Origin of the sequence: Hymenobacter terrenus (genome assembly GCF_000972495.1) — a bacterium.
Lineage (GTDB): Bacteria > Bacteroidota > Bacteroidia > Cytophagales > Hymenobacteraceae > Hymenobacter > Hymenobacter terrenus.
Map to the genome: position 1 here is coordinate 15,257 of NZ_LATM01000036.1, position 24,905 is coordinate 40,161.

At 59.2% G+C, this 24,905-nt stretch carries 15 protein-coding genes and 3 pseudogenes; 11 read left to right on the forward strand and 7 right to left on the reverse strand.

The window, feature by feature from the left end; translation table 11 throughout:
* The first annotated feature begins 123 nt into the window (after positions 1 to 123).
* The 4 genes and pseudogenes from WX88_RS23745 (at position 124) to WX88_RS28255 (ending at position 3,177) form a co-directional block, all read left to right on the forward strand.
* Entirely contained in the window at positions 124 to 585 is a 462-nt protein-coding gene (locus WX88_RS23745; protein WP_046246924.1) for a hypothetical protein, read from the forward strand.
* A gap of 124 nt (positions 586 to 709) precedes the next feature.
* A pseudogene (locus WX88_RS23750) lies at positions 710 to 1,404 on the forward strand (L-ribulose-5-phosphate 4-epimerase).
* Positions 1,405 to 1,619: 215 nt separating this feature from the next.
* Positions 1,620 to 2,183 (forward strand): annotated as a pseudogene (locus tag WX88_RS23755) (L-arabinose isomerase); the annotation flags it as partial.
* 454 nt (positions 2,184 to 2,637) lie between these two features.
* A pseudogene (locus WX88_RS28255) lies at positions 2,638 to 3,177 on the forward strand (glycoside hydrolase family 36 N-terminal domain-containing protein).
* Between the two features lie 232 nt (positions 3,178 to 3,409).
* On the opposite strand, the gene WX88_RS23765 reads toward WX88_RS28255, so the two are convergent.
* Complete coding sequence (locus tag WX88_RS23765; protein WP_046246925.1) at positions 3,410 to 6,235, reverse strand: bifunctional transaldolase/phosoglucose isomerase; 2,826 nt, start codon at positions 6,233 to 6,235, stop codon at positions 3,410 to 3,412.
* A 1,020-nt stretch (positions 6,236 to 7,255) separates the two neighbouring features.
* Here WX88_RS23765 and WX88_RS23770 point away from each other — a divergent pair.
* Positions 7,256 to 8,023, forward strand: coding sequence for an alpha/beta fold hydrolase (locus tag WX88_RS23770; RefSeq protein ID WP_046246926.1), 768 nt, complete (start codon positions 7,256 to 7,258; stop codon positions 8,021 to 8,023).
* Between the two features lie 90 nt (positions 8,024 to 8,113).
* On the opposite strand, the gene WX88_RS23775 is transcribed toward WX88_RS23770, so the two are convergent.
* Complete coding sequence (locus WX88_RS23775) at positions 8,114 to 8,527, reverse strand: SPW repeat domain-containing protein (RefSeq protein ID WP_046246927.1); 414 nt, start codon at positions 8,525 to 8,527, stop codon at positions 8,114 to 8,116.
* A gap of 166 nt (positions 8,528 to 8,693) precedes the next feature.
* A complete protein-coding gene (locus WX88_RS23780) occupies positions 8,694 to 10,784 on the reverse strand; it encodes a M48 family metallopeptidase (protein ID WP_046246928.1) in 2,091 nt (696 codons plus the stop codon).
* Positions 10,785 to 11,345: 561 nt separating this feature from the next.
* On the opposite strand from WX88_RS23780, the gene WX88_RS23785 reads away from it, so the two are divergent.
* The 3 genes from WX88_RS23785 (at position 11,346) to WX88_RS23795 (ending at position 14,841) form a co-directional block, all read left to right on the forward strand.
* Entirely contained in the window at positions 11,346 to 12,326 is a 981-nt protein-coding gene (locus WX88_RS23785) for an aldo/keto reductase (RefSeq protein WP_046246929.1), read from the forward strand.
* A gap of 71 nt (positions 12,327 to 12,397) precedes the next feature.
* The gene (locus WX88_RS23790; protein WP_046246930.1) at positions 12,398 to 13,330 is read left to right on the forward strand and encodes a helix-turn-helix domain-containing protein; all 933 of its coding nucleotides are present in this window, start codon (positions 12,398 to 12,400) and stop codon (positions 13,328 to 13,330) included.
* A 239-nt stretch (positions 13,331 to 13,569) separates the two neighbouring features.
* Entirely contained in the window at positions 13,570 to 14,841 is a 1,272-nt protein-coding gene (locus WX88_RS23795) for an O-antigen ligase family protein (protein ID WP_156176393.1), read from the forward strand.
* 15 nt (positions 14,842 to 14,856) lie between these two features.
* Here WX88_RS23795 and WX88_RS23800 read toward each other — a convergent pair whose 3' ends face one another.
* The 3 genes from WX88_RS23800 to WX88_RS23810 all read right to left on the reverse strand — a co-directional run bounded on the left by WX88_RS23800 (position 14,857) and on the right by WX88_RS23810 (position 20,516).
* On the reverse strand, positions 14,857 to 16,074 hold the full coding sequence (locus WX88_RS23800; RefSeq protein ID WP_046246932.1) for a DUF1501 domain-containing protein: 1,218 nt from the start codon (positions 16,072 to 16,074) through the stop codon (positions 14,857 to 14,859).
* A 75-nt stretch (positions 16,075 to 16,149) separates the two neighbouring features.
* A complete protein-coding gene (locus WX88_RS23805) occupies positions 16,150 to 17,718 on the reverse strand; it encodes a DUF1800 domain-containing protein (RefSeq protein ID WP_046246933.1) in 1,569 nt (522 codons plus the stop codon).
* Between the two features lie 200 nt (positions 17,719 to 17,918).
* Positions 17,919 to 20,516 (reverse strand): lamin tail domain-containing protein, encoded by a 2,598-nt coding sequence (locus tag WX88_RS23810; RefSeq protein ID WP_052733044.1) that lies wholly within the window; start codon positions 20,514 to 20,516, stop codon positions 17,919 to 17,921.
* 189 nt (positions 20,517 to 20,705) lie between these two features.
* Between WX88_RS23810 and WX88_RS23815 the strand changes: the two genes are divergently transcribed.
* From WX88_RS23815 to WX88_RS23825, 3 genes are read left to right on the forward strand one after another with little or no spacing between them, the layout of a single operon-like run.
* Entirely contained in the window at positions 20,706 to 21,707 is a 1,002-nt protein-coding gene (locus WX88_RS23815; protein ID WP_046246935.1) for an aspartate-semialdehyde dehydrogenase, read from the forward strand.
* A 34-nt stretch (positions 21,708 to 21,741) separates the two neighbouring features.
* Entirely contained in the window at positions 21,742 to 23,706 is a 1,965-nt protein-coding gene (locus tag WX88_RS23820) for a carboxypeptidase-like regulatory domain-containing protein (RefSeq protein WP_156176394.1), read from the forward strand.
* A 5-nt stretch (positions 23,707 to 23,711) separates the two neighbouring features.
* On the forward strand, positions 23,712 to 24,323 hold the full coding sequence (locus tag WX88_RS23825; RefSeq protein ID WP_046246937.1) for a DNA-3-methyladenine glycosylase: 612 nt from the start codon (positions 23,712 to 23,714) through the stop codon (positions 24,321 to 24,323).
* 3 nt (positions 24,324 to 24,326) lie between these two features.
* Here the strand turns inward: WX88_RS23825 and WX88_RS23830 are convergent, their stop codons facing one another.
* On the reverse strand, positions 24,327 to 24,794 hold the full coding sequence (locus tag WX88_RS23830; RefSeq protein ID WP_046246938.1) for a GNAT family N-acetyltransferase: 468 nt from the start codon (positions 24,792 to 24,794) through the stop codon (positions 24,327 to 24,329).
* Positions 24,795 to 24,905: the final 111 nt, after the last annotated feature.

The following is a 24,905-nucleotide window of genomic DNA, read 5'->3' on the forward strand; positions in this document are numbered from 1 at the left end:
GCGTCATGCCGAATGTAGCGTGACGACCGACCTTTAAACTTCAAAGTGGAAAGTAACGTGCAAGAATAACTCATTCTCGCCTACGTTATCGGTGTTGACTACGGCACGGACTCCGTTCGTGCCGTGCTGGTTGATGCCCGTACGGGCACCGAAACGGCTCAGGCAGCTCATGCCCACGCCCGCTGGAAGACCTTGCAGTACTGCAACCCCGTTCAGAACCAGTTCCACCAGCACCCGCTCGACTACATCGAGGGCTTGGAAAACGTGGTGCGCCGCGTGGCCCGGAAAGTGCCCGCTGAGCAAATTGTAGGGCTGACCGTGAACATCAAAATGGCCACTTCTAAGCAGGCTCCGGCTCTGGGCGCGGCTATATACGCGGCCATCGCCGCCAGTATTCACCCCGACGTCGTAGCCGCCCAGCGCGCCATAGGCAGTGGTTTGGCTGAGTCGTATGAGCCCAATCCCGCCCGTGTCGCCGACTACCAAGCCCGCTATGAGCAGTACCAGGCTTTCGGTAAATTCGTGGAAGCCGCCACGCTGGATGAGAAGGAAACCAAAGCAGCCCCCGAACCTGACCACGCCTGATCAGTACGTCATGCCGAGCGCAGCGCGGCATCTTGCTCGCTTCACCCTCACGATAGAATTATTTCCCCGCGCGGGACACTTCGCTGCGCTCGGCATGAGGGATGACCTTTTAACAATCTTTTGAATGAGCCAATACCGGTCCTTAAAACAGGCGTGCTACGAGGCCAACATGCAGCTGCCCAAACTAGAGCTGGCGCTCTTCACCTTCGGCAACGCCAGCGTGGTCGACCGTGAGAAAGGTGCATTTGCTATCAAGCCCAGCGGCGTGCCCTACGATGCGCTCAAGCCGGAGGACATGGTTGTTGTTGATTTCGCCAACAATATCGGAGAAGGAGAGAAGCGACCTTCTTCCGATACCAAAACCCACGCCGTGCTCTATAGCCATTGGGAGCAAATTGGTGGCATCGTGCACACGCATAGTACCTATGCCACGGCCTGGGCCCAGGCGCAGCTCGACATTCCCATTCTCGGCACCACCCACGCCGACTACCTCACCGCCGACGTCCCCTGCGCTCCACCCATGGACGACGCCCTGATTGCCGGCGACTACGAGCACCAGACTGGCTGGCAAATCCTGAACGAGTTTCAGCGCCGCGGCCTCTCGCCCACGGAAGTAGAAATGGTACTGCTGGCCAACCACGCGCCCTTCACTTGGGGAAAAATCGTCGACAAGGCAGTTACAACAGTGCCGTGCTCGAAGAAATAGCTCGCATGGCCTACCTAAGCTGCACACTACGCCCAACCGCCCCGCGCCTGAAAGATGCCCTGATTCGCAAGCACTACGAGCGCAAGCACGGCGGGCATTCTTACTACGGGTAATTGTAGCGTATAGCGCGTCTCCGTAGCGCGCAGCCTTTGCTGCGTGGCACGAGCGCAGCGAGTAGTTCACGTTAGGTTCTGCTGCCCGATACTCGCTATGCTCGTGCCACGCAGCAAAGGCTGCGCGCTACGGAGACGCGCTACAAATGCGTACACCACTGAGTGTTCCATTCAAACCCCTTCGCCACCCACTTCATGATTAATATCTCTCATAGAAAACTGCCGCATTGGTGCGCGCCATGGTGATGGGTGCTGGCCTGCTCGGCGGCAACTCCTTTATGGAAGACTATACCTACCATTTCGCGCCCGGCAATGAGCAGGTGCTCGGCTCGCACATGCTGGAAATCTGCCCGACCATTGCTGAAGGCCGAGTGCGGTGCGAAGTGCACCCGCTGGGCATTGGCGGTAAGGCCGACCCGGCGCGTCTGGTGTTCAACTGCCCCGCCGGCCCTGCGCTGAACGCCACCATTGTGGACCTCGGTAACCGCTTCCGCCTCATCGTGAACGAAGTGGAAGCCGTGGCACCCGAGCAGGACTTACCCAGGCTGCCGGTGGCCCGCGTGCTCTGGAAAGTAAAGACCGACCTAGCCACTGGGGCCGCCGCCTGGATATTAGCCGGCGGTGCCCACCATACCGGCTTCAGCCAAAACCTGACCGCCGAATACTTGGAAGACTTCGCCGAGATGGCCGGTATCGAGTACGTGCTGATTGACAATGACACCCGCCTGCGCACCTTCAAAAACGAGCTACGATACAACGAAGTAACTTTTCGCAGCTAGCGCTTCATTATCCTGCCCTCTCATGCGGCCTTTGATTCGGGTGGCTGTAATGGTCGGTTGGCATGGCCGCTATTCAATTAAGTTTCGAAACGCGGTGCAGGCCGCTGATTTTCCTCGTACACCATGTCATTTCGGTTTCTCCTCTGGCTGCTGATTCCTTTTGCCCCCGCCATGGCACAAACCACGCCCCCCATTGCTATTGAAACCGAATACGTGAGCTTGGTACTGGCTGTGAACGGGAGTCAGAAGGTGTATCAGACCTGCCTGGGCCTCAGGCTGGCCGCCGCAGCCGAAAAGAAGCTCCTGGACAACCGCCACGAAGCCTACGTGCCGGCCGGCACCGATAATCTGTTTGACCCCGCCATTCGGGTGGTGCATGCCGATGGCAACCCCTCGCTGGCGCTTGCTTTTGCCGATGTAAAAACCAGCAAAACCTGCGAGGGCGTCACCACGACTGCGCGACCCGGCCTACCCGGTGGATGTGCTGCTGCACTTCGCCGCCTACCAAAAAGAGGACGTCATCAAGACCTGGACGGAAATCAAGCACCGGGAGAAAAAGCCCGTGGTGCTGAGCAACTACGCTTCGGTTATGCTGCACTTCGATGCCTAGCACTACTGGCTCATGCAGCTTCATGGCGACTGGGCCGGGGAAGCCAAGCAGGAGGAAGTGAGCTTACCAGCGGCGTTAAGGTCATCGACACCAAGCTTGACCAAGCTTGGCACCCGCGCCGCCTGGTACCAGACGCCGGCTTTCTTCCTGGCCCTCGACAAGCCGGCCACCGAAACCAGTGGTGAAATACTGGCCGGCACCCTGGCCTGGACCGGCAACTTCCGCCTGGCTTTCGAGCTGGACAACCAGAATTCCCTGCGCATGTCGGCCGGTATCAATCCCTATGCTTCCGAGTTTCCGCTGCCTGCTAATCAGGCCTTCGTGACGCCGGAGTTTATTTTCACCTACAGCCCGGCCAAACCTACTCCGGTGACCATCTTATGAAAGCCGGCCTGCTCCTCAGCGACCCCGAAGCCAAGCAACTCACCAGCCACGTGCTCGAACTAACGGCAGAATAATCTGAGTGGCAGCCCTGCATTCCTGGTCCGCCTGATTCGCGAAGACCACGAATAGGGGGTCCACAATAAACAGCTTGCTTGATAAAGCAAAAGGCCTCATTGCTAGTAGCAATGAGGCCTTTTGCCTATAATACCGTCGTCAGGTTCGGGGCTGACGCCTACAGCGACTCCAACAGTGTCGCCAGCAGCGTGCGCAGGCCCTGCTCGGCATCGGCACCGAGGTGCACCCGGAGTGTGCGGCGGTCGTAGCTGTGCAGGGCTTCTAGGTCACCCAGCGCCTGGGCATTTTTGAAGGTGCCGAAGGTGTAGGAGCGGCCGGGCAGTGCCAGGTCGTTCGGGTTGTCATCGGTAAACTGCACGAACAGACCCGTGTTGGGGCCGCCCTTGTGGTACTGGCCAGTGGAGTGCAGGAAGCGTGGCCCGTAACCCGAAGTAGTGGCGATGTGCAACGCTTTTTGCACCCGCTGGCGCAATTCCAGCAGGCTTTGGCTCACAGCGGGCGTTTCGGTCAGGTAGGCTTGCAGGCAGAGGAAGTCGCCAGGCTTGGCTTGGGCGAAAAAGGCCTTCAGCACGCCCGAAGCGCCCTCGCCGTGCACGGCAGAGTAATATTCTACCCCGTTTTCGCTGGCTACGGGCTTGTCGCCGTCGGGTAGCTGGCCCTGCTCCTCCACTACTTTCATCAGCTTGTCGGTAGCCGTTTTGGCGGCCTGCACGTTGGGCTGGTCGAAAGGATTGATGCCGAACACGGCGCTGGCAACGGCCGTAGCCACTTCCCAGCGATAGAACTCCTGGCCCAGGTCCAGTGCGTCCTTCATCAGGAAGGTTAGAACCGGGTGGCCCGCCTCGGCCAGCTGTTGTAATTTGGTTGTGTTGGCCTCATCGGGTTGGCCCTGGTAGCCTACGTACACAAACACGCGGTCCGTGCCGTAGATGCTCGGGTCGCCCAGCGGCTCGCCGGCCACCGGCAGAATGCCTTTGCCTTCCTTGCCCGTGCTTTCGGCCAGCAGCTGCTCCAGCCACAGGCCCAGGTCGTGCAGGGCATCGGGTACCACCAGCGTCAGCTTGTCGCGGCCTTGCTCGGCCAGCACGCCCAGGGTCGCGCCGAATTCCAGGCCAGGATTTTTCTCCACCGGGCCGTAAGCACCGCAAGCGCGCATCATGAGCACGGCGCGCTCCAACAGCTCGCCGATGGGCAGACCGTACAGCGCCGCCGGCACCAAGCCGAAGTAAGTGAGGGCCGAAAAACGCCCGCCGACTTCGGCAAAATTCAGGAAGATACGGCGGTAGCCCTGCGCCGTGGCCGAGGTCACGAACTTAGAGCCGGGGTCGGTGATGGCCACGAAGTTTTCGCCGGCCTTATCACCCTTCAGCTCTTTCAGCTTGGCGTAGAAATAGTCGCCGAAAGCCAACGGCTCGGCCGTGGTCCCCGACTTACTGGCCACGATAAACAGCGTCTCAGCCAGTGGCACCGACTCTTCTACCTTGCGCACCGTGCCGGGGTCCGTGGTGTCGAGCACAGTTATTGGGAGGCCGTTTTCGCCCTGCGGGAACGAAGACGTGAACACAATCGGGGCCATGGTGCTGCCGCCCATGCCCATCACCACCACGTGCTTGAAGCCCGCGGCGCGTACTTCATTCACGAATTGCTCGATTTCGGGCACCGCGCCCACCATGGTTTCAGCCACACGCAGCCAGCCCATGAAGCTACGAATGCTCTCTTGGCCGGCCTGGTCCTGCACCCACAGGTCGGCCTTTTTCTGCCAGAAGCCTTCGGTAAAGTTTTGGCTGTTGAACTTCTGAATCTGGGCATCGATGGCGGCCTGGTACTGGCCCAGCTGCAGGGTGGCACCGTCTACGGTCAGGGCCAGGGCTTGCACCCGCTTCTTGTCCACCGATTCCAGCAATTTGCCGAAAGGCTCCTTGAATTTCTTGGCGCCGTCTACTTCCAGGTCGTTGGTCAGCTGTTCCAGGTCCAGCCCTAGTTCGGGGAGGCGGCGGAGCACTTCCCGCGCCTTGTCGAGGCCTTCTTCGAGGCGGTTGGCCGGCTGTCCTTTTTCGCGGAAAATGTCCAGCGTTTCCACCGGCACGGTGTTCACCGTTTTGGGACCGATGAGGTTTTCGACGTATTTGAGGTTGTCGTACTTCGGGTTTTTGTTGCCGGTGCTGGCCCACAGCAAGCGCTGGGTTTCGGCCCCCTGAGCTTTCAGTGCTTCCCAGCGCGGGCCGGCAAAAATCTCCTTGTACATCTGGTAGGCCTGCTTGGCGCTCGACAGCGCCACTTCGCCCACCAGCGACTGCGCCAGCTCGGCTTTCTCGCCGCCTTCGGCCGCGATTTTTTCCAGCAACGGGTCGATCAGCACGTCGATGCGGCTCAGGAAGAAGCTGGCCACCGAATCGATGCGAGTCAGCGGCAAGCCGGCTTTCACCCGGTCTTCGAGGCCGGCCAAAAAGGCCTCGGTTACCAAGCGGTAGCGCTCCAGCCCAAAAATCAGGGTCACGTTGACGTTGATGCCCTCGGCAATGAGGCGGCGGATAGCTGGCAAACCTTCCAGCGTGGCCGGCACCTTAATCATCACATTGGGTCGGTCCACTGCTTTCCATAGCCGGATGCCTTCCTCAATGGTGCCCTCGGTGTCGTTCACCAGCAGCGGCGATACTTCCAGACTCACGTAGCCGTCGCTGGCGTTGTTTTCGCCGTCGTAGAGTGGGCGAAACAGGTCACAGGCGTGCTGCACGTCGGCCACGGCCAGGGCGGTGTAGATTTCGTCTGTCGACTTGCCTTGCAGGGCCAGCGCGCGAATGGCCGCATCATAGTCGTCGCTGCCGCCAATGGCTTTTTCGAAAATGGCCGGGTTCGATGTTACACCGCGCAGGGCTTCGTCAGTGATACGGCGCTGCAATTCGCCGTTAATCAGAATTTTGCGCCGGATAAAGTCAAGCCAGATGCTCTGGTCGAACTGGCGGATGGCAACGAGAGGGTTCATAAGGGGTGTGGTTGGTAAGTGCGCCAAAGGTCTGGAAAGAACCGCTTTCTTCCGCAACGGTTATCGGGTAATTGCAGAATGCAGCGGCAAAAACAGCGGTTATACGCTAAATGATAACATCCTATACGCACAAGTGGCAAATGAGCGTACGTACTCATCATTCTATTTTCTGTCTAACTAACCGCAGAGTGATGCAGGACCAAGGGGCCGGGTACAACCGCGCTGCGGGTACTACGCAACTGGGGTTGAGTACCCGACCAGCGGAGCAGGACCGTCTCAGCAGGATTTTCAACGAATGCCACCGGCTTCTAATCGAGAATTTGTGGACTATCTTTTTATTTCGCTAAAATAATCCACAATTTCTCGCTGATAAGTGTGGACTATTTTGGCAAAATAAAAAGATAGTCCACAATTTTTTCCGATTCACGCCGTCGCACTTGGCCAGCCCTCCCTCACGTCCGCCGTAAACGTGGCCTTGCTGCCGCTGACCGAACGAAGAGGTGGCAGCCACCAGCCGAGTGGCGGGTCCGGCGCCCAGGCGTTGGCCTTTTTCTGCCTGTTATCGCCGGAACTTCTCCGTTCGAGCAGCTTAGAGCGGTTTCGGAGTCGGTGTACTGTAGCGCGAACTCTGTAGTTCGCGTACCTGAACAAGGCCCGAACGGCGCGGGCACGCGAACTACAGAGTTCGCGCTACGGCTCGCCGTACACTGATGCCGAAACCGCTCTAGGACGCATGCTCAACTCCTTCAATCCACGTGGCGGAGTAGCCGCAGCGCGGTCGTACCCGGCAGGGCGACAGCTTGGTAGAAAATAGGTCAAAGGGAAACAGGACAGCCGCGTAGCGGCGAGACCGATTCAGACCGATTCGTCGGACGTCGCTACGCGCCTATATCCATCGCTCTTTTTTACACTACCAACCTGGCGCCGCCCGGCGGCTACTCCGCAACGGGGGTTAGATTAAACTGCCGAATCCAGCAGGGTCGAAGTGCGAGAGAAGAGACAGTCGCTATTTTTGCCGCCATGACTCCTTCGTCCAACCCGCCCACCATCGTCTTCCTCCACGGCTTTGCCGAAAGCCGCGAGGTGTGGACCGATTTCATCCGCCCTTTTCCCGACGACTACCGGCTGCTGACGCCCAACCTGCCCGGTCACGGCACCAATCTGGCGCCCGTGCCCGACTTCTCGATGGAGGCCCAGGCGCGCCAGGTTATCGACTACCTCAACCAGAAAGGCTGCCCCGAGCCCGTGCTGCTGGTGTGCCACAGCATGGGCGGTTACGTGGCGTTGGCCCTGGCTGAGCGCTGGCCCCAGCGGGTGGCAGGCCTGGCCCTTATCAGTTCCACGGCCCTGCCCGACACCGACGAAAAGCGCCAGAACCGCGAAAAAAATATCAGCTTCGTGGAGCGCCACGGCGTGGCCAAGTTCATGGAGTCGTTCGTGCGCCCACTGTTTGCGCCCGTCAACCGCGACAAGCTGACCGACGCGCGCGGCCTGCTGGAGGAAATTGGCAAGGCCACGCCCGAGGTCACCATCACTGGGGCGCTGCGCGGCATGGCTGCCCGCCCCGAGCGCACCCAAGTGCTCAGCAACGCCAAATTTCCGGTGCTGATGGTGGCTGGCAAACACGACGTGGCCGTGCATTTCGAGGACGCCGTGCGCCAGGCTGCCCTACCCGCTGAAGGCCACGCGCTATTTCTGGAAAGCAGCGGGCATTTGGCATACTTGGAGCAACCCGAGGAAACGCGCCGCGCCGTGCTGGCGTTGGCCGAGGCAGTGTTTGGGCGGTAGTAGCAACCGATAAAAAGGTTAATACAAAAACGCCCGGCTTCCGCAAGGAAGCCGGGCGTTTGTTTCAAGGCAATCAGTTCTTATGGCTGTTTAAGCCATGCGGGCGTGGCGAGTTCCGGCACTCGAAATGGTATGGCCGTTGCTTGCTTCACGGGTTTGGGCGTACCAGTCGGTGAGGAAGTATACCAGCAGAAACACGATACCAGCGCCTGCGAACAGGTTACGGGCAGTTTCGTTGTCGTTGGCAAAGCCAAACAGCCAGGGCGAGGCAATTAATACCAGCCCGCTCACTAGTTCCAGCTTGCCATGAACTGGGAAGGGAATGACGCGCATAGCGCCCAGCGGCATGTTGGTGAGGAGCGAAATAACAAGGTAGCCGGCCGCTAGCACGTAGCACACGGTGGCATAAGTGCCTTGTAGGTTGAACAGGCTAGGAGCAAGGGCGAAAAAAGCGCAAGTACCGTAGTCAAGTACCCCGTGCAGGGTGGGTGATATGGCTTTCATAACTATCGAAAAATTAAATGGTGGAAGGATACCTGTGATTACGGCACTTGTCCACGAAATGATATAGTCGAGCTATGAAAAAAACATTGTACTCACGCCTGTTTTTGGTGAGTAGAAGCCTACTATTAAGTATGGTTAGCGCTAGCCTATCAGCCTTCGCGGTGGGCTACACAGCCTCCTGCAAGCGTAGCAGCACACCCAAATTTTTAAAGTACAGTCGGCGCAACTGCTCCTCGGCCCGGCTGGACACGCGTACAAAGGTCCCAATCCACAAGTTACTGAGGAGGGCATGACTCGGCATCACCCGGTCCTGTAATACGAAAGCCGCTAGGTTAGCGTAGGTATCCAGGTGGGCCAGCGGTAGCATGAGCACCGTTTTGGCCGTTTCCAGAGTCATATCAAGCAGGGTCCGCAGCTGTTCGAATTCGGCAACATAACGCGTTAGGTCGGCTTGGCTAATCGTTTCCTGCTGCTGAATCTGGTAAACCAAGTGGCTGGTTTCCAAGTCCACCTTCCGGGCCATCTCGTAAGCGCGCTGAATGCCAAACTGGAAGCGGTAACGGGCCAGCCATTCTTCACGCTGCGCGGCCGGCGCCGACGCAAAGAGGTAGTGGTAGAGCAACGCCGTTTGGCGGTCAAATAGCTCGCATTCGGTGCGGTACAGCTCGTTTTCCTGCTCCAGGCGGGCGGCAACGGTGGCCGCTTCGGCCGCTGGGTAGCGGCTGCCGCTCACGATGAATGTCGTGTCCTTGGTGTGGCCTCGCTGGAACAGCGCCAGCTTTTGCAAATCGGCTTGCCGTACGGTATGAGCGGCAGTGCGGGCCTTTAGCTCGGGGCCGAAAAGGGCGGCTCGGGCCTCCGCCAGCGTGCCGGGCGGCAGGACCGTAGTGTCGGCTAAGTCGGCTAGCTTATCAGGGTCGAGGGTGGTGATGATACGGTATTCATAGGTGTCGCCGTACATCGGGTGGTAGGTCATTTCGTTGCGCTCGGCGGCCAGAAATGCTTCTATCTCGGCGGCGGGGCGCACTTCGGGTGCTTGGGCGGGCGCAAACTCCGGGTAGAGCTTACGGGTAACCGCCCGGCGCAGCTCCACGGCATTATCGAACAGCAGCCAGGCCGACCGCTCGTCGGTGGGGCCGGGCACGGGGCGGGCCTGGGCCTGCTGCTCGCGCAGGTAGTCGGCTGGGTGGCTGGCGTACATTTCCACCACGTTCACCTCATCGGGCCGAAACAGGCGGCGTGGCTCGCCGGGCGCGGCCGGGGCGGGGGCTTCCCGTTTGGCCAGGTTTTCGGCGAGATAAATGCTTTGGTGATAAAATACGTCGTCGGTGGCCAGCTTATGGTCCAGGGCCACGCTCAGTTGGCTGGTAGCCATGCTTAGCGCGTCGTTCACGGGAGCTAGCTGGTATAGCACCTGGCACATGGCATCGGAGCCGGCCAGGCGCACGGCCACCCGGTCGGCCTGAAATTCCATTTCGCGCGAGAGCGACGCGTGCACCAAATGAATACCCTGATAAGCCAGCTGCAGCAGCTTGCGTACCACCCATACGATGCCGGAAAGTATCCAGGCCAGCCACGATATGCGTAAGTCGGAGCGCCGCCAGTTCTCAAGCACTTCATCCCACTTGTCGCGCTGAAACACCATATCGTGAATCATGCCCGAGAGCGTATGCACGTAGGAGCCCAGCTTCATGCTGCGTTGGGCAAAGTGCCCGAACTCGTGCGCCAACACCGCCTTAAACTCCGTCAGGTTCAGACCGTTTACCAGCCCCAGGCCGATAAGCAGATTTTTATCAGTGGGCAAAAACAGGCTGCGCAATGTGCTATCATAGCTCACCGAGGCGTTTACTTCCGAGCTGAGGTAGATGTGCTTGGGCATGGGCGCGCCCGCCTCCTGGCATAGCTGCCGCACAAAGGCAAACAGAGTAGGCTGCTCCTCGGGCTTCAGGCGCAGTTGGTCGTTGGGCGCGGCCCAACGCTTCTTGAACAAAAATTTCAGTAAAAACACTGGCAGCATGGTCAGGGCGAGCACCACCGCCAATTGCGCCAGCACCAGCCTGCCCGAATAACTTTCGAACCGGAACAGTGCCGCATGCTCGACCAGTAGCACCGCGCCCGTCAGCAACAGCCCGTAGAGCCCAATGAACACAATGATGCTGGCTAGCATTGTGGCGACTAGCAGCGTATACCGGCCGTGGGGCTTGGTGTAGCCAACGGGCACGTCGGTGGGGCTGGGAGGGTAAAGGGCGGGTGTCATAAGGTAAGCAACCGGGCTTGGTTTTGGGGGAGAGTATTGTTTCTCTCTAGCAAGCTACTACTCAGTGCGAAATTCTTTTCAGCCGCCTATAGCGCTATTAGACAAGCTGGCCAGTTGGTCGACCGAAAAGTCAGGTGATTAGCGGGCTTGCCGCAAGAATTCGCGCACTTGTAAGAGCTGCCTTGCTTTTGGGCTGTTGTTAAAATTTAGAACAGCATTTTGTGAACATCAAGGTATTGACAGCAGGCTTGTAGCTCAACCATTGGTCTTGGTAGTCGCGCTCGCGGCTACCGTTGCAGCCACTGCTACTGCTGCGTCCATTGTCCGCGGAGCCCACGGCAGCGTTTACTCCAACTGGTGCCACAACCGTCATTGGTATACCCGCCGCGGCATTCGCTTCAAAAACACGACCACGGTCAACTACCGCCCATGCGCAAGTAGCTGGCGGCCGGGCCTCGTTTTGTGTTGCAGAAACCGCAGTTTGTGTAGTTCCGGCTTTGCGTGGCTGCTGGACCTTTGTAGAGTAAGAAAGTTACTTTTATTTCTCTCAACAAACACATTATGAGCACCATCAAAAGGGTAGCCTTGGGTAGCCAGGGCCTGGAAGTGCCTATCGAAGGCTTAGGCTGCATGGGTATGACAACCCTGGCCGGCATGAACGTGTACGGAACTGCCGATGAGGCAGAAAGCATTGCCACCATTCACCGAGCCCGGGAGCTGGGGGTCGACCTGCTGGACACTGCCGACTTGTACGGGCCGATGCTGAACGAGCGCCTAGTGGGCAAAGCCATTGCGGGGCAGCGCCAGCACTACCTGCTCGCCTCCAAGTTTGGTTATGAGATTGACGATAACGAAACCCTGACCTGGAATTTTAACGGCCGGCCGGAGTACGTGCACAAAGCCGTGGAACGCTCCCTGCAAAACCTGGGCACCGATTACCTCGACCTGTATTACCTGCACCGGCTCGACCCCAACACCCCAATCGAAGACACGGTGGGCGCGATGAGCCGCCTCGTAGAGGAAGGCAAAGTTCGCTACATCGGCTTGTCCGAGGTTTCGGCCGATATCCTGCGTCGGGCGCATCTCGTGCACCCCATCACGGCCCTGCAAACCGAATATTCCCTGTTCGACCGCCGTGCCGAAGAGGAAGAAATCCTGCAAACGGTGCGGGAGCTAGGCATTGGTTTCGTGGCCTACTCGCCCCTGGGCCGCGGCTTTTTGTCGGGTGATATCAAAACGCCCGACGACTTTGAGGCTACCGATGTTCGGCGCCAATTGCCGCGCTACCAAGGCGAGAATTTCTACCAAAATCTGGCTTTGGTGGAGAGAATTCAGGCCCTGGCGGGGGCTAAAGGTGTTTCTCCGGCCCAACTGGCGTTGGCCTGGGTATTGGCCCAGGGTGTGGTGGCCATTCCGGGTACCAAGCGCCGCAAATACCTGGAGCAAAACGTGGCCGCTGCCAGCCTCACCCTAAGCCCCGCCGAGCTGGCCGAGCTGGAAGCCATCATGCCAGTGGGCAGCACGGCCGGCGCCGCGTATTAACCGACGTAGCTATTGGGTTTGGGTTTTGGCTGTAATCGAGCCAAAGCCCAAACCCAACTATTTTTACTTGAATGAAACATCCCGCCAAAGAATTCCGCGTGCTGGCTACCGTGACGGACTACACCCGGTTTTTCGGCCTGCCCTCTCCTACGCATCCGCTGCTCACGCTCATCGACCTAGCCGAGGCCACGAAGTCTGCTAAGGAGCAGAACCTTCCCCCATTGACAACTCCAGTGGTGCAGCAGTTCTATAGCGTTGCGCTGAAGCGCGGCCTAAAGGGACCACTGTATTATGGGCACCAGCCCTATGACTTCAGCGAGGGAGTGTTGTTTTTTCTGGCACCGGGCCAGGTCTTTGCAGCGGCCAAATCATTGGACACATCAGAGCTGAGCGGTTGGCTGCTGGTGTTCCATCCCGACTTATTGAACCGGTACCCGTTGGGGAAAAAGATAGCGAGCTACGGTTTTTTCGCCTACCAAGTGCACGAAGCCCTGCACCTGTCGGCCCAGGAGGAAAGCGTGCTCGATAGCCTGTTGCATGGCATTCGGACCGAAGCGGAGCAGCCCATTGATGCCTTCAGCCAGGATGTACTCATTTCGCAGCTGGAGGTGCTGCTCAACTACGCCAACCGCTTCTATCATCGGCAGTTTCTAACCCGGCGCACAGCCGAGCACGACCTGCTCAGCCGGTTCGAGGAACTACTGAACGCTTACTTTGCTGAGCAGGAAGACCGGCCCCTGCCCACGGTGCAGCACTTTGCCGACGCACTACACGTCTCGCCGGCTTACCTCAGCGATATGCTGCGTACGCTGACGGGGCAAAGTACACAGCAGCACATTCACCACGCCCTCATCGAAAAAGCCAAGCGCTTGCTGCTGAGTACTTCTCTGTCCATCAACGAGACAGCATTTCAGCTCGGTTTCGAGTACCCGCAGTATTTCACCCGGCTATTCAAAAGCAAGACCGGCCTGACGCCCGCCGCGTTTCGGTCATCAGCAAACTAAAAGCGGGGCTACAACCATGACAGTAGATTTTTGAAAGCTTACTTTGTGGTTCACATTCTAAGCCTCGTCAATGATTCAATTTTCGTCGCCAGCTTCATCCATTTATCAGGATAGTAAAAACTGCTGACCGTGAATTGAATTTAACCGGCAGGGTTTCACTAGTTGCTATACGACTTAACCTCTGCTTGTTGCTGACCATTAGTAACAAGCTGGCTTAGGATTATGAATTGCTGATTTTCGTGCAGTATTATCTTTCGGGTCGTCTTTCGCAGCATTTATTATGGTTAGCCTCTCTGGCGGGGGTGGTAGGCCTGTTAGCCGCGCGGTCCTTCGTAGCTCTTGCCCCCGTGGTGGGCGTACTGGCCGTGCTGGCTAACCCACACGTGCGGCAGGACATCCCAAAGTACTTCCGCAACGGAGCGGCCATGCGTGCTGCCGCGTTAGTAGGGTTTCTGCTGCTGAGTGGCGTTTATACCAGTGAGTGGCCCACGTGGCGCCACGAGGTATTTCGTAGCTTACCCTGGTTGGGCGTGCCCTTGGCCTTCACGCTAGCGGTGCCGCTCACCAGTTGGCAGCGGCTGACCGTGGGGGCGTTGTTCGTGTTAAGTACCTCGGCCGTGGGTTTGGCTACGTTAATTCAATACTTAATAGACCCAACGAGTGCCAACGAGGCCATCAGAATTGGGCAGAATATGCAGGCCATCACCGGCGTTTTTCACATCTCATTTGGGGTGATACTGGCGCTTGCCTTTTTTTGGGGCCTGCTGTTGCGGCACCATCCGTTAGCCAATGTCTGGTTACGGGCGGCATTCTTGGGTGCGGCGGCGGCGGCCGTGCTCACGTTGCACATATTGGCGTACCGCACCGGGCTGCTAGTGCTTTACATCGGCTTGCTAACGTATGCGGGGTGGCTGCTTACCCGGAAACATGTAGCCTTAGGCGTGGGACTGCTGCTGCTGCTGGGGCTGGGGCCCTGGCTGGCGTACCACACACTCGAATCGGTGCGGCAGCGAACGGATGCTACTATCTGGGACGTGGAGCAGTACACGCTCGGCCACGATATAAATAACTATTCGCTAGCCCAACGGCTCGCGGCGATAGAGACGGCCCGAACCATTATCAGCCAACACTGGCTGGTTGGTGTGGCACCCGCCGATACCCACACTGCGATGCTGGATCAGTACGCCTGGAAGGACTTCGGCCTGCGGCCCGCCAACCGTATCCAAGTCCACAACCAATACCTGAAGGCCTTGATGGGCGGCGGGCTGGTAGGGCTGGCGTTGTGGCTCGCGGTGCTGTTTTGGCCGTTGGTTCAGCCCCTGACGCGGCGTAATCCATACATCCGCTTCTTTGTCATCATTCAGGCCACTGTTATGATGGTGGCCGATGTACTGAGCCTGCAAATCGGCCTCAACCTGTTCGTATTTGGCTATGGTTTTTTGATAGTAGCCGCGGAGTCAAAAAGCAAGGAGAAGTCGGCTGAGATTGCCTCACCGAAGCTTGCGCCCTGAAGTAGCCTAGGGGCTTCATACCAGCCCACTCATTCGCTCAAAGCCGGTTCCGAGAATGGCAGTGTCATCGGCCTCAAGCCAGTCTTTGAGAATATTGGCATAAATGCTGCGGAAATCGACTTGGTGACGCAGGTCGCCTTGGTCGAGGTTGACGAGGTCGGGAGCGTCGTTGATGATGCCTTTCTTCTGGAGTGCGCCGCCGGCCAGAAACACGTTATTGGCCGTACCGTGGTCGGTGCCGTTGCTGGCATTCTGGCCCACACGACGGCCAAATTCGGAGAAGACTAGCACCAGCGTGTTATTCCACTGGTCGTTTTTTTGCAAGTCATCGGCCAAAGCGGCCAGCCCATTCCCTAGGTCCGTGAAGAGGCGCTGCTGCTCCTGATGCTGCCGCACGTGCGTATCGAAGCCGGAAAGGGCCAGGTAGTAAACCCGCGATTCTACACCGGAATTAATCAGCTCGGCAGTGGTTTTCAGGTTTTTGCCAAACTCAGAATTCGGGTAAGCCACGGCCGACTTGTAAATTTTGGACTTGTCGTACAAGTAATCGGCCGATGAAGCTGTTTCGGCCAGCGTCTTGTAGAGGTAATCTACCTGGTCGTGGTGCTCGGGCTTTGTTTCCTTGCTCACCTTAGCCAGCAGGTGGTTTTGGTTGATTTGATGAAACCGGTCGGGGTTTTTCAGCGCCAGGCCTTTGCGAATGCTGCCTTTCATAGCCAGGCTGAGGGTGTCGTCAATTTCCAAGGCGTTGTAGGGCCGTTGGCAGTCAGGGCAATTTGAGTCGAGGTAGCGGCCCAGCCAGCCGGTACTTACTACCTCGCCGGAGCCGGAACCACTCTGCCAAATGTCCATCGAGCGAAAGTGCGACCGGTCGGGATTGGGATAACCCACCGAGTTAAGCACGGCCAAATGGCCTTGGTCATACAAGCCTTTTAGCCCCTTCAGGGCCGGGTGCAGGCCCATGTCTTTTTCCAAAGCCAGGATGCCGTCGGTTTCCTTGAGGCCGAGGGTGGGCCGGGCTTTGTAATACAGGTCATTTTTGTAGGGAATAACTGTATTCAAGCCATCATTGCCCCCACCGAGCTGCACCACAATCAGGCGGCGGGCCCCCGGCGCATCAGCCAACCGAGCCAGGCACGGCCCCCGGTCAAGGGCACGCAGGAACTTGGGCACCAGCAGCAAGGTACTGGCCAAAGCAGAGGTGCGAAGGAACTCGCGGCGGGTGGAAGCCATAGTAACTAAACTAATTGAAAAGAAGGAAATTCAATATTAAACGCTCCTCCCCGGCCGCGGAGGGGAATAGCGCCCTTACGCCAGCTGGTACTCGGGCAGGCTCAGCAAGCTGACTAAAGTAGCGCGCAAGGCCTCGCTGGGTACTTTTTGTTGGGCGGCTTGCTGTACCAATTGCAGGTTTTCGGGCCGAATGGTCGCCTGGAGCAGAAACTGGCTTAGCTTTTCTGGCTGCTGGGCAGCGGGGGTGTTGCCGAGCAGCTGTTGTAGCGGCGCCAGGGGCAGATGAGCGCCCGCACCGGGCTTGACCGTCCGTTGGGCCTTCGTCATGTTGGGAGCAATGTCGTTTTCATCCTGCTTCAGCGCCACCGCAAACTCGGCGTTTTTGAACAGAACGGATGGCAGCTGCAAGCGCAGCAGCAGCGACGATGAGTCAATCCAGGTGCGGCCGCCGGGCCAGCCGGCTACGTTGGGCGGCTGAAACAAGGTTTGGCCCAGGGCGCGCTGGTAGCCCAGCAGCGGCTGCTGGTTGTCAATCTGCACGTTCAGGGTGCGCCGAATGCCTGCCAGCAACTCCACCGGTGACTTGATGTGCGTGCCTACGTTGGCTGGGGCATAAAACCAATCAGCGGAAAACATGCGCTCCAGCAAGTCGGCAATGTCATAGCCGCTCTTGCGAAAGGCCACGGCCAAGGGCTCGATGTGGACCGGATTGGGCTGGTCGTTCACGAAGAACCGATACATTTTCGTGACCAGAAACGTAGCCGCAGCCGGCTGTTTCATAATTTGCTGCAGCACTTCTTCGCCCGTAAAATTGCCCGTGCTGCCCAGGAAGGTTTTAGGGCCGTCATCGTGCTCCTTCTCCCGAAACTTGAAGTTGTTCTGGTAGTCATAGCCCCAGCCGGTGAAGGCGCGGGCCGCTTCTTTGACGTCCTGCTCGGTGTAGTTGCCCCGGCCCAGCGTAAACAGCTCCATCACCTCGCGGGCGAAGTTTTCGTTGGGATGCTCCTTGCGATTTTGCTGGTTGTTGAGAAACTGGAGCATGGCTGGCTCCTTGCTCACGGCCAGCAGCAGGTCCGGAAACTTGCCCAGCGCATATTGTCGAGTGGTGTTGTGCAGGCTCAGGGCGGCATCGGGCTGGCGCACGCGGCAGGCAAAGTGCCCGTGCCAGAACAGCGTCATTTTCTCCCGCAGCTGAGCGGGCGAGGTGGCCATGCGGTCCATCCAGGCCGTGCTCATGTTGTTGAAAGCATCACGGATGCCTTCGTTCTGCATCTTCCGCTGTTCGGGGGTGAGGTCGGCGCGGCGCAGGCGTGGCACGCCCGCCGCGATGGTGCCTCCGCGCACGGTCAGCCGCGGGCGCAAAGCGGCTACGGGAGCTACGGGGGCGCCCGGTGGCGTGGGCGGGTCAGGCGGGCCCGACCCACCGGGCACTGCATTGTACTTGGTTGAGTACGGGTCGGTTATCGCCATGCCCTGCGGGTCGCTGTAGTTCAGGTTAGGACTGGTCAGGGGCTCGAACTTCTCCGAATCGTGCAACAGTTGGCGCAGGGCCTTGCGGGGACTAAGGCCCGCGGTCACGTCCTGCGGGCGCGGCCCAAAACCCGCGCGCCAGTAGAGGTGCTGAAGTTGCTGACTGCTGTTCATGCCTTCTAAGACGCGGAAGTAGACACTTCGTTTAATGAGGAATAGGAAATTAGAACTGTTCTCCAGTTCAAGGCCACGGTGTGGTAGCGAACCGGATGGCCGGTACACTAGCTCTACAATTCCCCGAAAAGTTCAGAATGATTGTGAACGAGAAATGAAGAATTGACAAACAGGCTCAGAATTACTTCTTCAGCGTATCCTCAAAAACGCGCTCCCAGCACTACGGTCTTTTTGTACTCGCGTTTCTCGCCACCGCTGGGGCGGAATAATTCGACCAGCAAAATGTAGTAACCCACAGCGGCTTTGTGGCCCTTGTCGTCGATGCCATCCCATTGCAGAAAGCCGGTGGTCGGTAGCGTTTCATTGCGCACGAGGCGGCGGGTGAGGCGGCCCAGCGCGTCGTATACCGTCACAGAAGCTGCGTAGCCAGGCTGGTCGAGGCGGTAGGTAAGGGTGGCGAAATCCTGCTGGCCATCGTCGTCGGGCGTGAAGACCTCAGGCTCGATGGTTAACTCCTGATTGCCGCCGGGCGTATCCTGCGCTTGCGAATTGGAGCGGCCGGGCGTGGCATAGCCTACCGCCCCCGCCGCCGAGTGGAAGTTGCTGCCCAGGCTGGGACCTGCTGCACGGATGCGCTCCAGTGAAACGCCCTCCTGGGTAGCCAGCAAGCTTAGGTGCAGCTTTTTACTGTAAGCAAATCGGTCTATTTCCAGCTTGCGGCTGTTAAATAGCAACGCCGTGCTCTCGTCAGGAAACGTGGGGAAGCTGGTGAGCTGCACCAGGTTGGCTGGCTCGTTGCTGGTGGGGTATTGCGACTGGAGGATAGCGGTGTTACTGCTAAAGGCCAGTATCTGGCCCGGCGCCAGCACCAAAGGGCCAGTGCTGAGCATTTGGGCATCGACGCTACCATCGGGCTTCAGGTTGCCAAGCTCCCAGCCTTGCAAATCAATGAATTTGGCGCTCCGGTTTATGATTTCGGCGAACCGCACGGCCCCGACCCGAGGATTGAATAGGAGCTCATTAATAACTATGTCGCCACTCACGGCGGCTTCGGTCAGGGCAAAAGTGGCCGACTGGAAGGGGCCACTGGCATTGCCCGCGCAATCGGTGGCCGTTTGTACTGTCAGGGTATTGGGGCGGCTGGCCGGTAGCGGGGCGGCCAGTGTCAGGTCGACCTGCCGAAAGTCGGGCGCTACGGGCACGGCCTGGGTGATGGCTGGGCCTGGGGCGGCCAGCGAATAACGGTTCACAATAGCGGCCGTCGTACTGTCCAGTTTTTCGGAGAAGTAGGCCCGCACGGTAGTCGCATTGAGGGCCACGGCCCGCAACAGGGTGGGGGCAGTAGCATCGGCATTGGTAGCGCGCACGGAATTGGCCTTGCCGGGCGTGCCGCCGTTGGGGTCGACACTCGCAAGCCAGTTCTCGGCCCCCGCGCAATAGTTGTTGGTATCTATCATTTCCAGGCTCCAGCCGCCGTCTTTCTTCTTGGCGTCGCGGTACCAGGAGTCAGAATAATTCACTTCAAACAAGGTTCGGCCATCACGGCCGCGCAGCACCAACTGGTCGCCGCCGTTGCTGAGCGAGGGGAAGTTGGTGGGCCCGTATACTTTGCCGTACGCGGCAAATTGTAGCACCCGCGTGCTGCCGCACACGATGGCGTACTGGCCGGGGAGCAGCCGGGCGGTATCGGCAAAAACGGCGGCCGTGGTGCTGCCGGTTTTCCCCAGGCGAACGCCGCCCAGGCTGACAACTTTGGTCGCGTTGCGGTTATGGATTTCGAGGTACTCGGAGGCAGGTAAGCCTACTGGGGGCGCTTCGTCTGCGAAAATCTCGCTGATAACCAAGTCACCAACCTGCGGAACTACGGGTGGCCCGGGGAAAAATGCGGTGATCGGACCCGCGGCCACGTTGCCGTAGAGGTCGGCCACGTTGCGGGCTTCGAGCACGTTCTGGGGCGCAAAATCGGCGGCAAAGGTAAGGCGCACTACGGCCGAATTGGTAGACAGAACCCGGGCGGCAATGGGTACTGCGCCGCTTTGCAGGCGATAGTTGGTCAGCACCGTCGCGCTGGTAGGCGCCACGGCTTCGTTAAAGACTACATCGAGCAGGCGCGTGTCTGCCGGTGCGGCGCGGGCGAGCAGCGGCGTGGTGGCGTCGGTCACGGCAAAGTCGTCGAAATAGAAATTTCGGTTGTTGGCAGCCGAATAATTCAGCGATACGCCCACGGCCACGCTGCGCTGGTAGGTGGCGTCGGTGGGCTGCGTGGCCTCGGCCACGAAGGTGCGCCCTCCGGTAGGGTCGCGCTCCAGCGTCCAGCGGTTGGCGGTGGTGCGCGTCACCCGCACGCGCACGAGGTTGTTGTTCGTACTGGCCAGGGTGCCGTCCAGGCCGTCAATCACCAGCACGGCGCTGCGGGTCGAGTCTTTGCGGAACAGGCTGACTTCGTCGGCAGTGCCGCCGAGGCGGATGAAATAGCCGGAATTGTTAGCGTTTCGCAGATCGGTTTGCGAAGCCATGAGCCAGACATCGGCGTAGTTGCCAGAGCTGGTGGCCAGCTTTAGGTTGGCCCAAAACTCCCACACGGTGCCGGTGCTGGCCTGGCAGGGCGTGCTAAGCTGAATTTGGGTGGGCGTCACGGCCGCCCCGTTGCTTTGCAGCTGCTGAGCCGTAACCTGGAAGCTGGTCGCATCGCCGGTCCAGGCGGGATTAGCGATGAAGTTGCCGTCAGTGAACTCCTCACGCAGCTGGGCTTGAGCGAGGGCAGGTAAGAACAGAAGTAACAGTAAAAAGTGTTTCAATGAGGGATGCAGAAATAGATGAATGGTGGAGGATAAGAAATGAAGAACCCGAGAAAGAGCATTAATTCATCTTTTTATTCCTCATCAAGCTTAGCGTCAGTCAACGCAGCGCCTAAGTAACCTATTTCTAGCGACATTTGCAGTGTCACGCCTATTTAAAGTGCGGCTTTTTATTCTTCAGATTTTTCCATGAAACTTGCTATTGTGGGTGCCACCGGCCTGGTGGGCACCGAACTTCTGAAAGTGCTGGCCGAGCGTCAGTTTCCGCTAACCGAATTATTGCCCGTTGCCTCTGCCAAATCGGTGGGCCAGCTGGTAGAGTTTCTGGGCGAACGATATCCTGTGGTGAGCATGGACGACGCCATCGCAGCCCGGCCTGACATCGCCATTTTCTCGGCCGGGGGCTCCGTGAGCAAGGAGCACGCCCCGCGCTTTGCCGCCGTGGGCACCACTGTCATCGACAATTCCTCGGCCTGGCGCATGGACCCCACCAAAAAGCTGGTGGTGCCCGAACTGAATGCCGACACCCTCACGGCCGACGATAAAATCATTGCCAACCCCAACTGCTCGACCATTCAATTAGTGGTGGCTATCAATGAGCTGCACAAGGCCTACCAAGTGCAGCGCATCGTGGTGAGCACCTACCAGAGCGTGACCGGTACCGGTAAAAAAGCCGTGGACCAGCTCCTGGAAGAGCGCGCCGGCCAGGCCGCCAGCAACCCGGCCTACCCACACCCCATCGACCTCAACGTGCTACCTCATATTGATGTATTCGAGGCCAATGGCTACACCAAAGAGGAGCTAAAGATGGTGAATGAGACCAAGAAAATCATGGGCGACGACAGCATCCGGGTGACGGCGACTTGCGTGCGCATCCCGGTGATGGGCGGCCACTCCGAAGCCGTGAACGTAGAGTTTGCTCACGAATTTGACTTGGCCGACGTGCGCGCCATCCTCGCCCGCACGCCCGGAGTGGAAGTGGTCGACGACCCCACCCAAAACCAATACCCTATGCCCAAAGACAGCCATGGCAAAGACGCCGTGCTGGTGGGTCGCCTGCGCCGCGATGAAACCCAACCCCGTACCCTCAATATGTGGGTAGTGGCCGACAATCTGCGTAAAGGAGCCGCCACCAACGCGGTGCAGATTGCGGAGTATTTGGTAGGTAAATTAGTGCCGGTAGCCAATTAACCCGCCCAAACGGCGTAGGCTAACGGCTGGTTTTGTGCGCTGTTTACTTGTGCTCTGCTTGGTGATGGTGGCGCGGCTGGCGTTGGCGCAAGGTCCCGTCGTGCTGCGCGGGTTGGTATTTGATGCCGAAACCCGCCAGCCCATTCCCAATGCCCAAGTAGGTGTGGCTGGCAACCGCATGGGCACCAGTACGAACGAGGATGGCCGCTTTGCGTTGAACATTCCGCCGCAATACCAGCACGAGCAGCTGGAAGTGGCTCTGCTGGGCTACCGTAAGTATGCCCAAATGCTACCCCCACTGCCGGGGCCGGAACTGCGCATTGCGCTGCGAATCAGTCCGGCCGCGCTGGGCGAAGTGCAAGTAATGGCTTCGGTGGTGGGGATTGTGCGAGAAGCGGTGGCCCGGATTCCGCGCAACTTTCCCACTCAGTCCACCCGGCTCACAGGCTTCTACCGTGAGTCGGACAACGATGCTGCCGGCCAGCCGCGCTACTTGGTCGAAGGCCTACTGACGGTTTTTAAGGTTCCGTACCAAAAGCGTACGGCGGAGGGCCAGGTGCAGATTCAGCAGTCGCGCAAGGTAGACCTGCGGCCCCGTGCCCTGATGCACATCGATTGGGCTGGGGGGCCATTTATTCCCCACTTGGCCGATTTTGTGCATCGCCGGGCTCAGTTTATTGACCCGGCGCATTTTCGGGACTACGACTACCGGCTGGCTCCCAGCAGTACGTACCAGGACCGGCCGGTATACGTCGTCACCTTCGCCCCCAAGCCGCGCAACCGCCGGGCCGATTTTGAGGGCCGGATGTACATCGACCAGGATACCTATGCCTTCCTGGGAGCCGATTGGCACTATACCCGCGCCGGCCTCGGCCGCGGGGAAAACCCCGCCGATACCCGCCGCTTGCGCGTGAGCTACCAGCCCTACGCCGGCCGTTGGCACCTGAAAACGGTGTGGTGGCAAACGCAATATCGCATGCCCGTGGGGCCAGCGCTGCATTACTTCGGCGAATTTCTGACCACGGCCATTGATACGGCCCAGGCTCCACCGCCTACTTACGTGGAGCGGGCGCAGTACCACGACGTATTTCTGCACAACGCCGTGCCCTACGACTCGGCTTTCTGGCAAGGCCAAACCACCTTGCTGCCATCCGAAACCCTGCGGAAAGCCTTACTTGACCAGCAGCGCCAGCAGCGGGCTGATTCCTTATTTAGCCAACCGCCGGCCGCGCCTGATGCAGTAGCCGCCTCAGCTTCGCCCGCCGCCCCGGCCCCGCCCGAGCGCCTGTTTAAGTTACTTAGCCGGCTGAGCTATGGTGCTTCGGCGGGGGCTTTCCCGCTCGCAGTGCCAGGCGCCAACTTGGGTTTGGACTATGCCCCGGCTGGGTATGCGTTTCGGGCGGCGGGCAATGCCGGGCTGTCGGCCCAGAATTTTACAGGCTGGTGGAGTGCTGAGTATACCTTCGACCTCACCCGGGATTTGGCCGTGCGCCTGGCCTCGCGCACTGTATTTCGGCAGCTAACCGGCGCCGGCTGGGAGGCTGGCCTGAGCTACCAGCACAACCTCAACCCGCGCCACCGGCCCCTGTTTGGGCGCATCGGCCTGGCCTACACTCGCCAGACCGTAGCCCGCAAATTGGGCTCGTTCGACAACCCCGACGCGGGATTGCGGGTGGCGGGCACCCAGCTGGGGGCCGACGAGCTAAGCCTGCGGGTGCAGTCGGCCACCGATGCGATGCAGCCGAAGCTCGGTCTGGGCGTGGAAATCAGCCATAAAATTGAGCTGGTGGCCGACCTGGGCTACCTGTGGCCCTTGCGCACGCGCACCCAGCTGCAAGTAAACGAGGAAAGCGGTTTTTTCCTGACCCGCGGTTCCGCCACCATCGATTTGCCGAGCTCCGACGTAAGCCTGCGGGTAAACGAGCTTTCTACCACTGCCGTACCCTGGCAGTTAAACCGATGGCTGCTCAGCTTTGGGCTGCTTTACCGCCTCCGCTGATACCCATGATATATCCCAAACTTTCGGCTGCGTTCTTTCAGCGCCCCGACGTGTTGCAAATAGCCCGTGACCTGCTGGGCAAGCACTTGTACACGAATATCGACGGTGTGCTCACGGCCGGTCGCATTGTTGAAACTGAGGCGTACCGGCACGAAGGCGACAACTCCCTAACAATGCACTTGCAGCGCAAGCGCCAGCAGGCGCAGGGCCTGCACGTGCCCGGTGGCCACGCCTACATCTACACCGTGTACAACCGCCATGCGCTTTTCAACATCGCCACCCACGATGCCGAGCACCCCGATGCCGTCCTGATCCGGGCTGTGGAGCCCACCATCGGCATTCCCGAGATGCTGCACCGGCGTGGTCTGCCCGCTGCCACGCGAGCCCTCACCGCCGGGCCGGGCGTGCTGAGCCAAGCCCTGGGTATTACGCCCGCACTAACCAGCTTGGCCGTAACCGGCGACGTGCTATGGTTTGAGGACCACGGTGAGGAAATAGCGCCGGCCGATATCGTGGCCAGTTCGCGGGTGGGCCTGGCCTACGCGGGCCTCGAAGCGGCTGGCTTGCCCTGGCGTTTTCGGGTACTCGGCAGCCCGTGGACCAGCCCGGCGAAGTAGCGGCTACGTGGTAGGAGGAGCCGGGTAGGGGTTATGATGTTTGATTTCGAGCCAGCGGTCGGGGCGGTCTAGGGGCTCGTAGCCAAAGCGCTGGTAGAGGGTGTGGGCGTCGAAGGTGGCGAGCAGATGGCGACGCAGGTTTTGCAGGTCGGGGTGGGCCAGCACCTGCCGCACCAGCCATTTGGACAGTCCCAATCCTCGAAAGGCAGGCAGCACGAAGACGTCGCAGAGCCAGGCAAAGGTGGCACGGTCCGTCACCACGCGGGCAAAGCCGGCCTGCTGGCCATCAGGCGTATAAAGACCAAAGTTGAGGGAATTGGCGATGGCCCGCTCCAAGGTAGCCCGCGGAATGTGACGGGCCCAGTACGATTCCTCACTCAGCCAGCGGTGAATGACGGTCACGTCGAGCTGGGCGGGGTCGGTGCTGAGGGTATAGCCGGTAGCGTGAGTTTCGGTGATGAACACAGACATAGAATGGGCGAGCAACAACTGGCAATACAAAGCTAGACAGGAAAACTACCGCTGATTTGGGTAAATAACTCAAGTTGCGGGGTATAGGCAAGGCAAAAAAAGTCTGTTCGG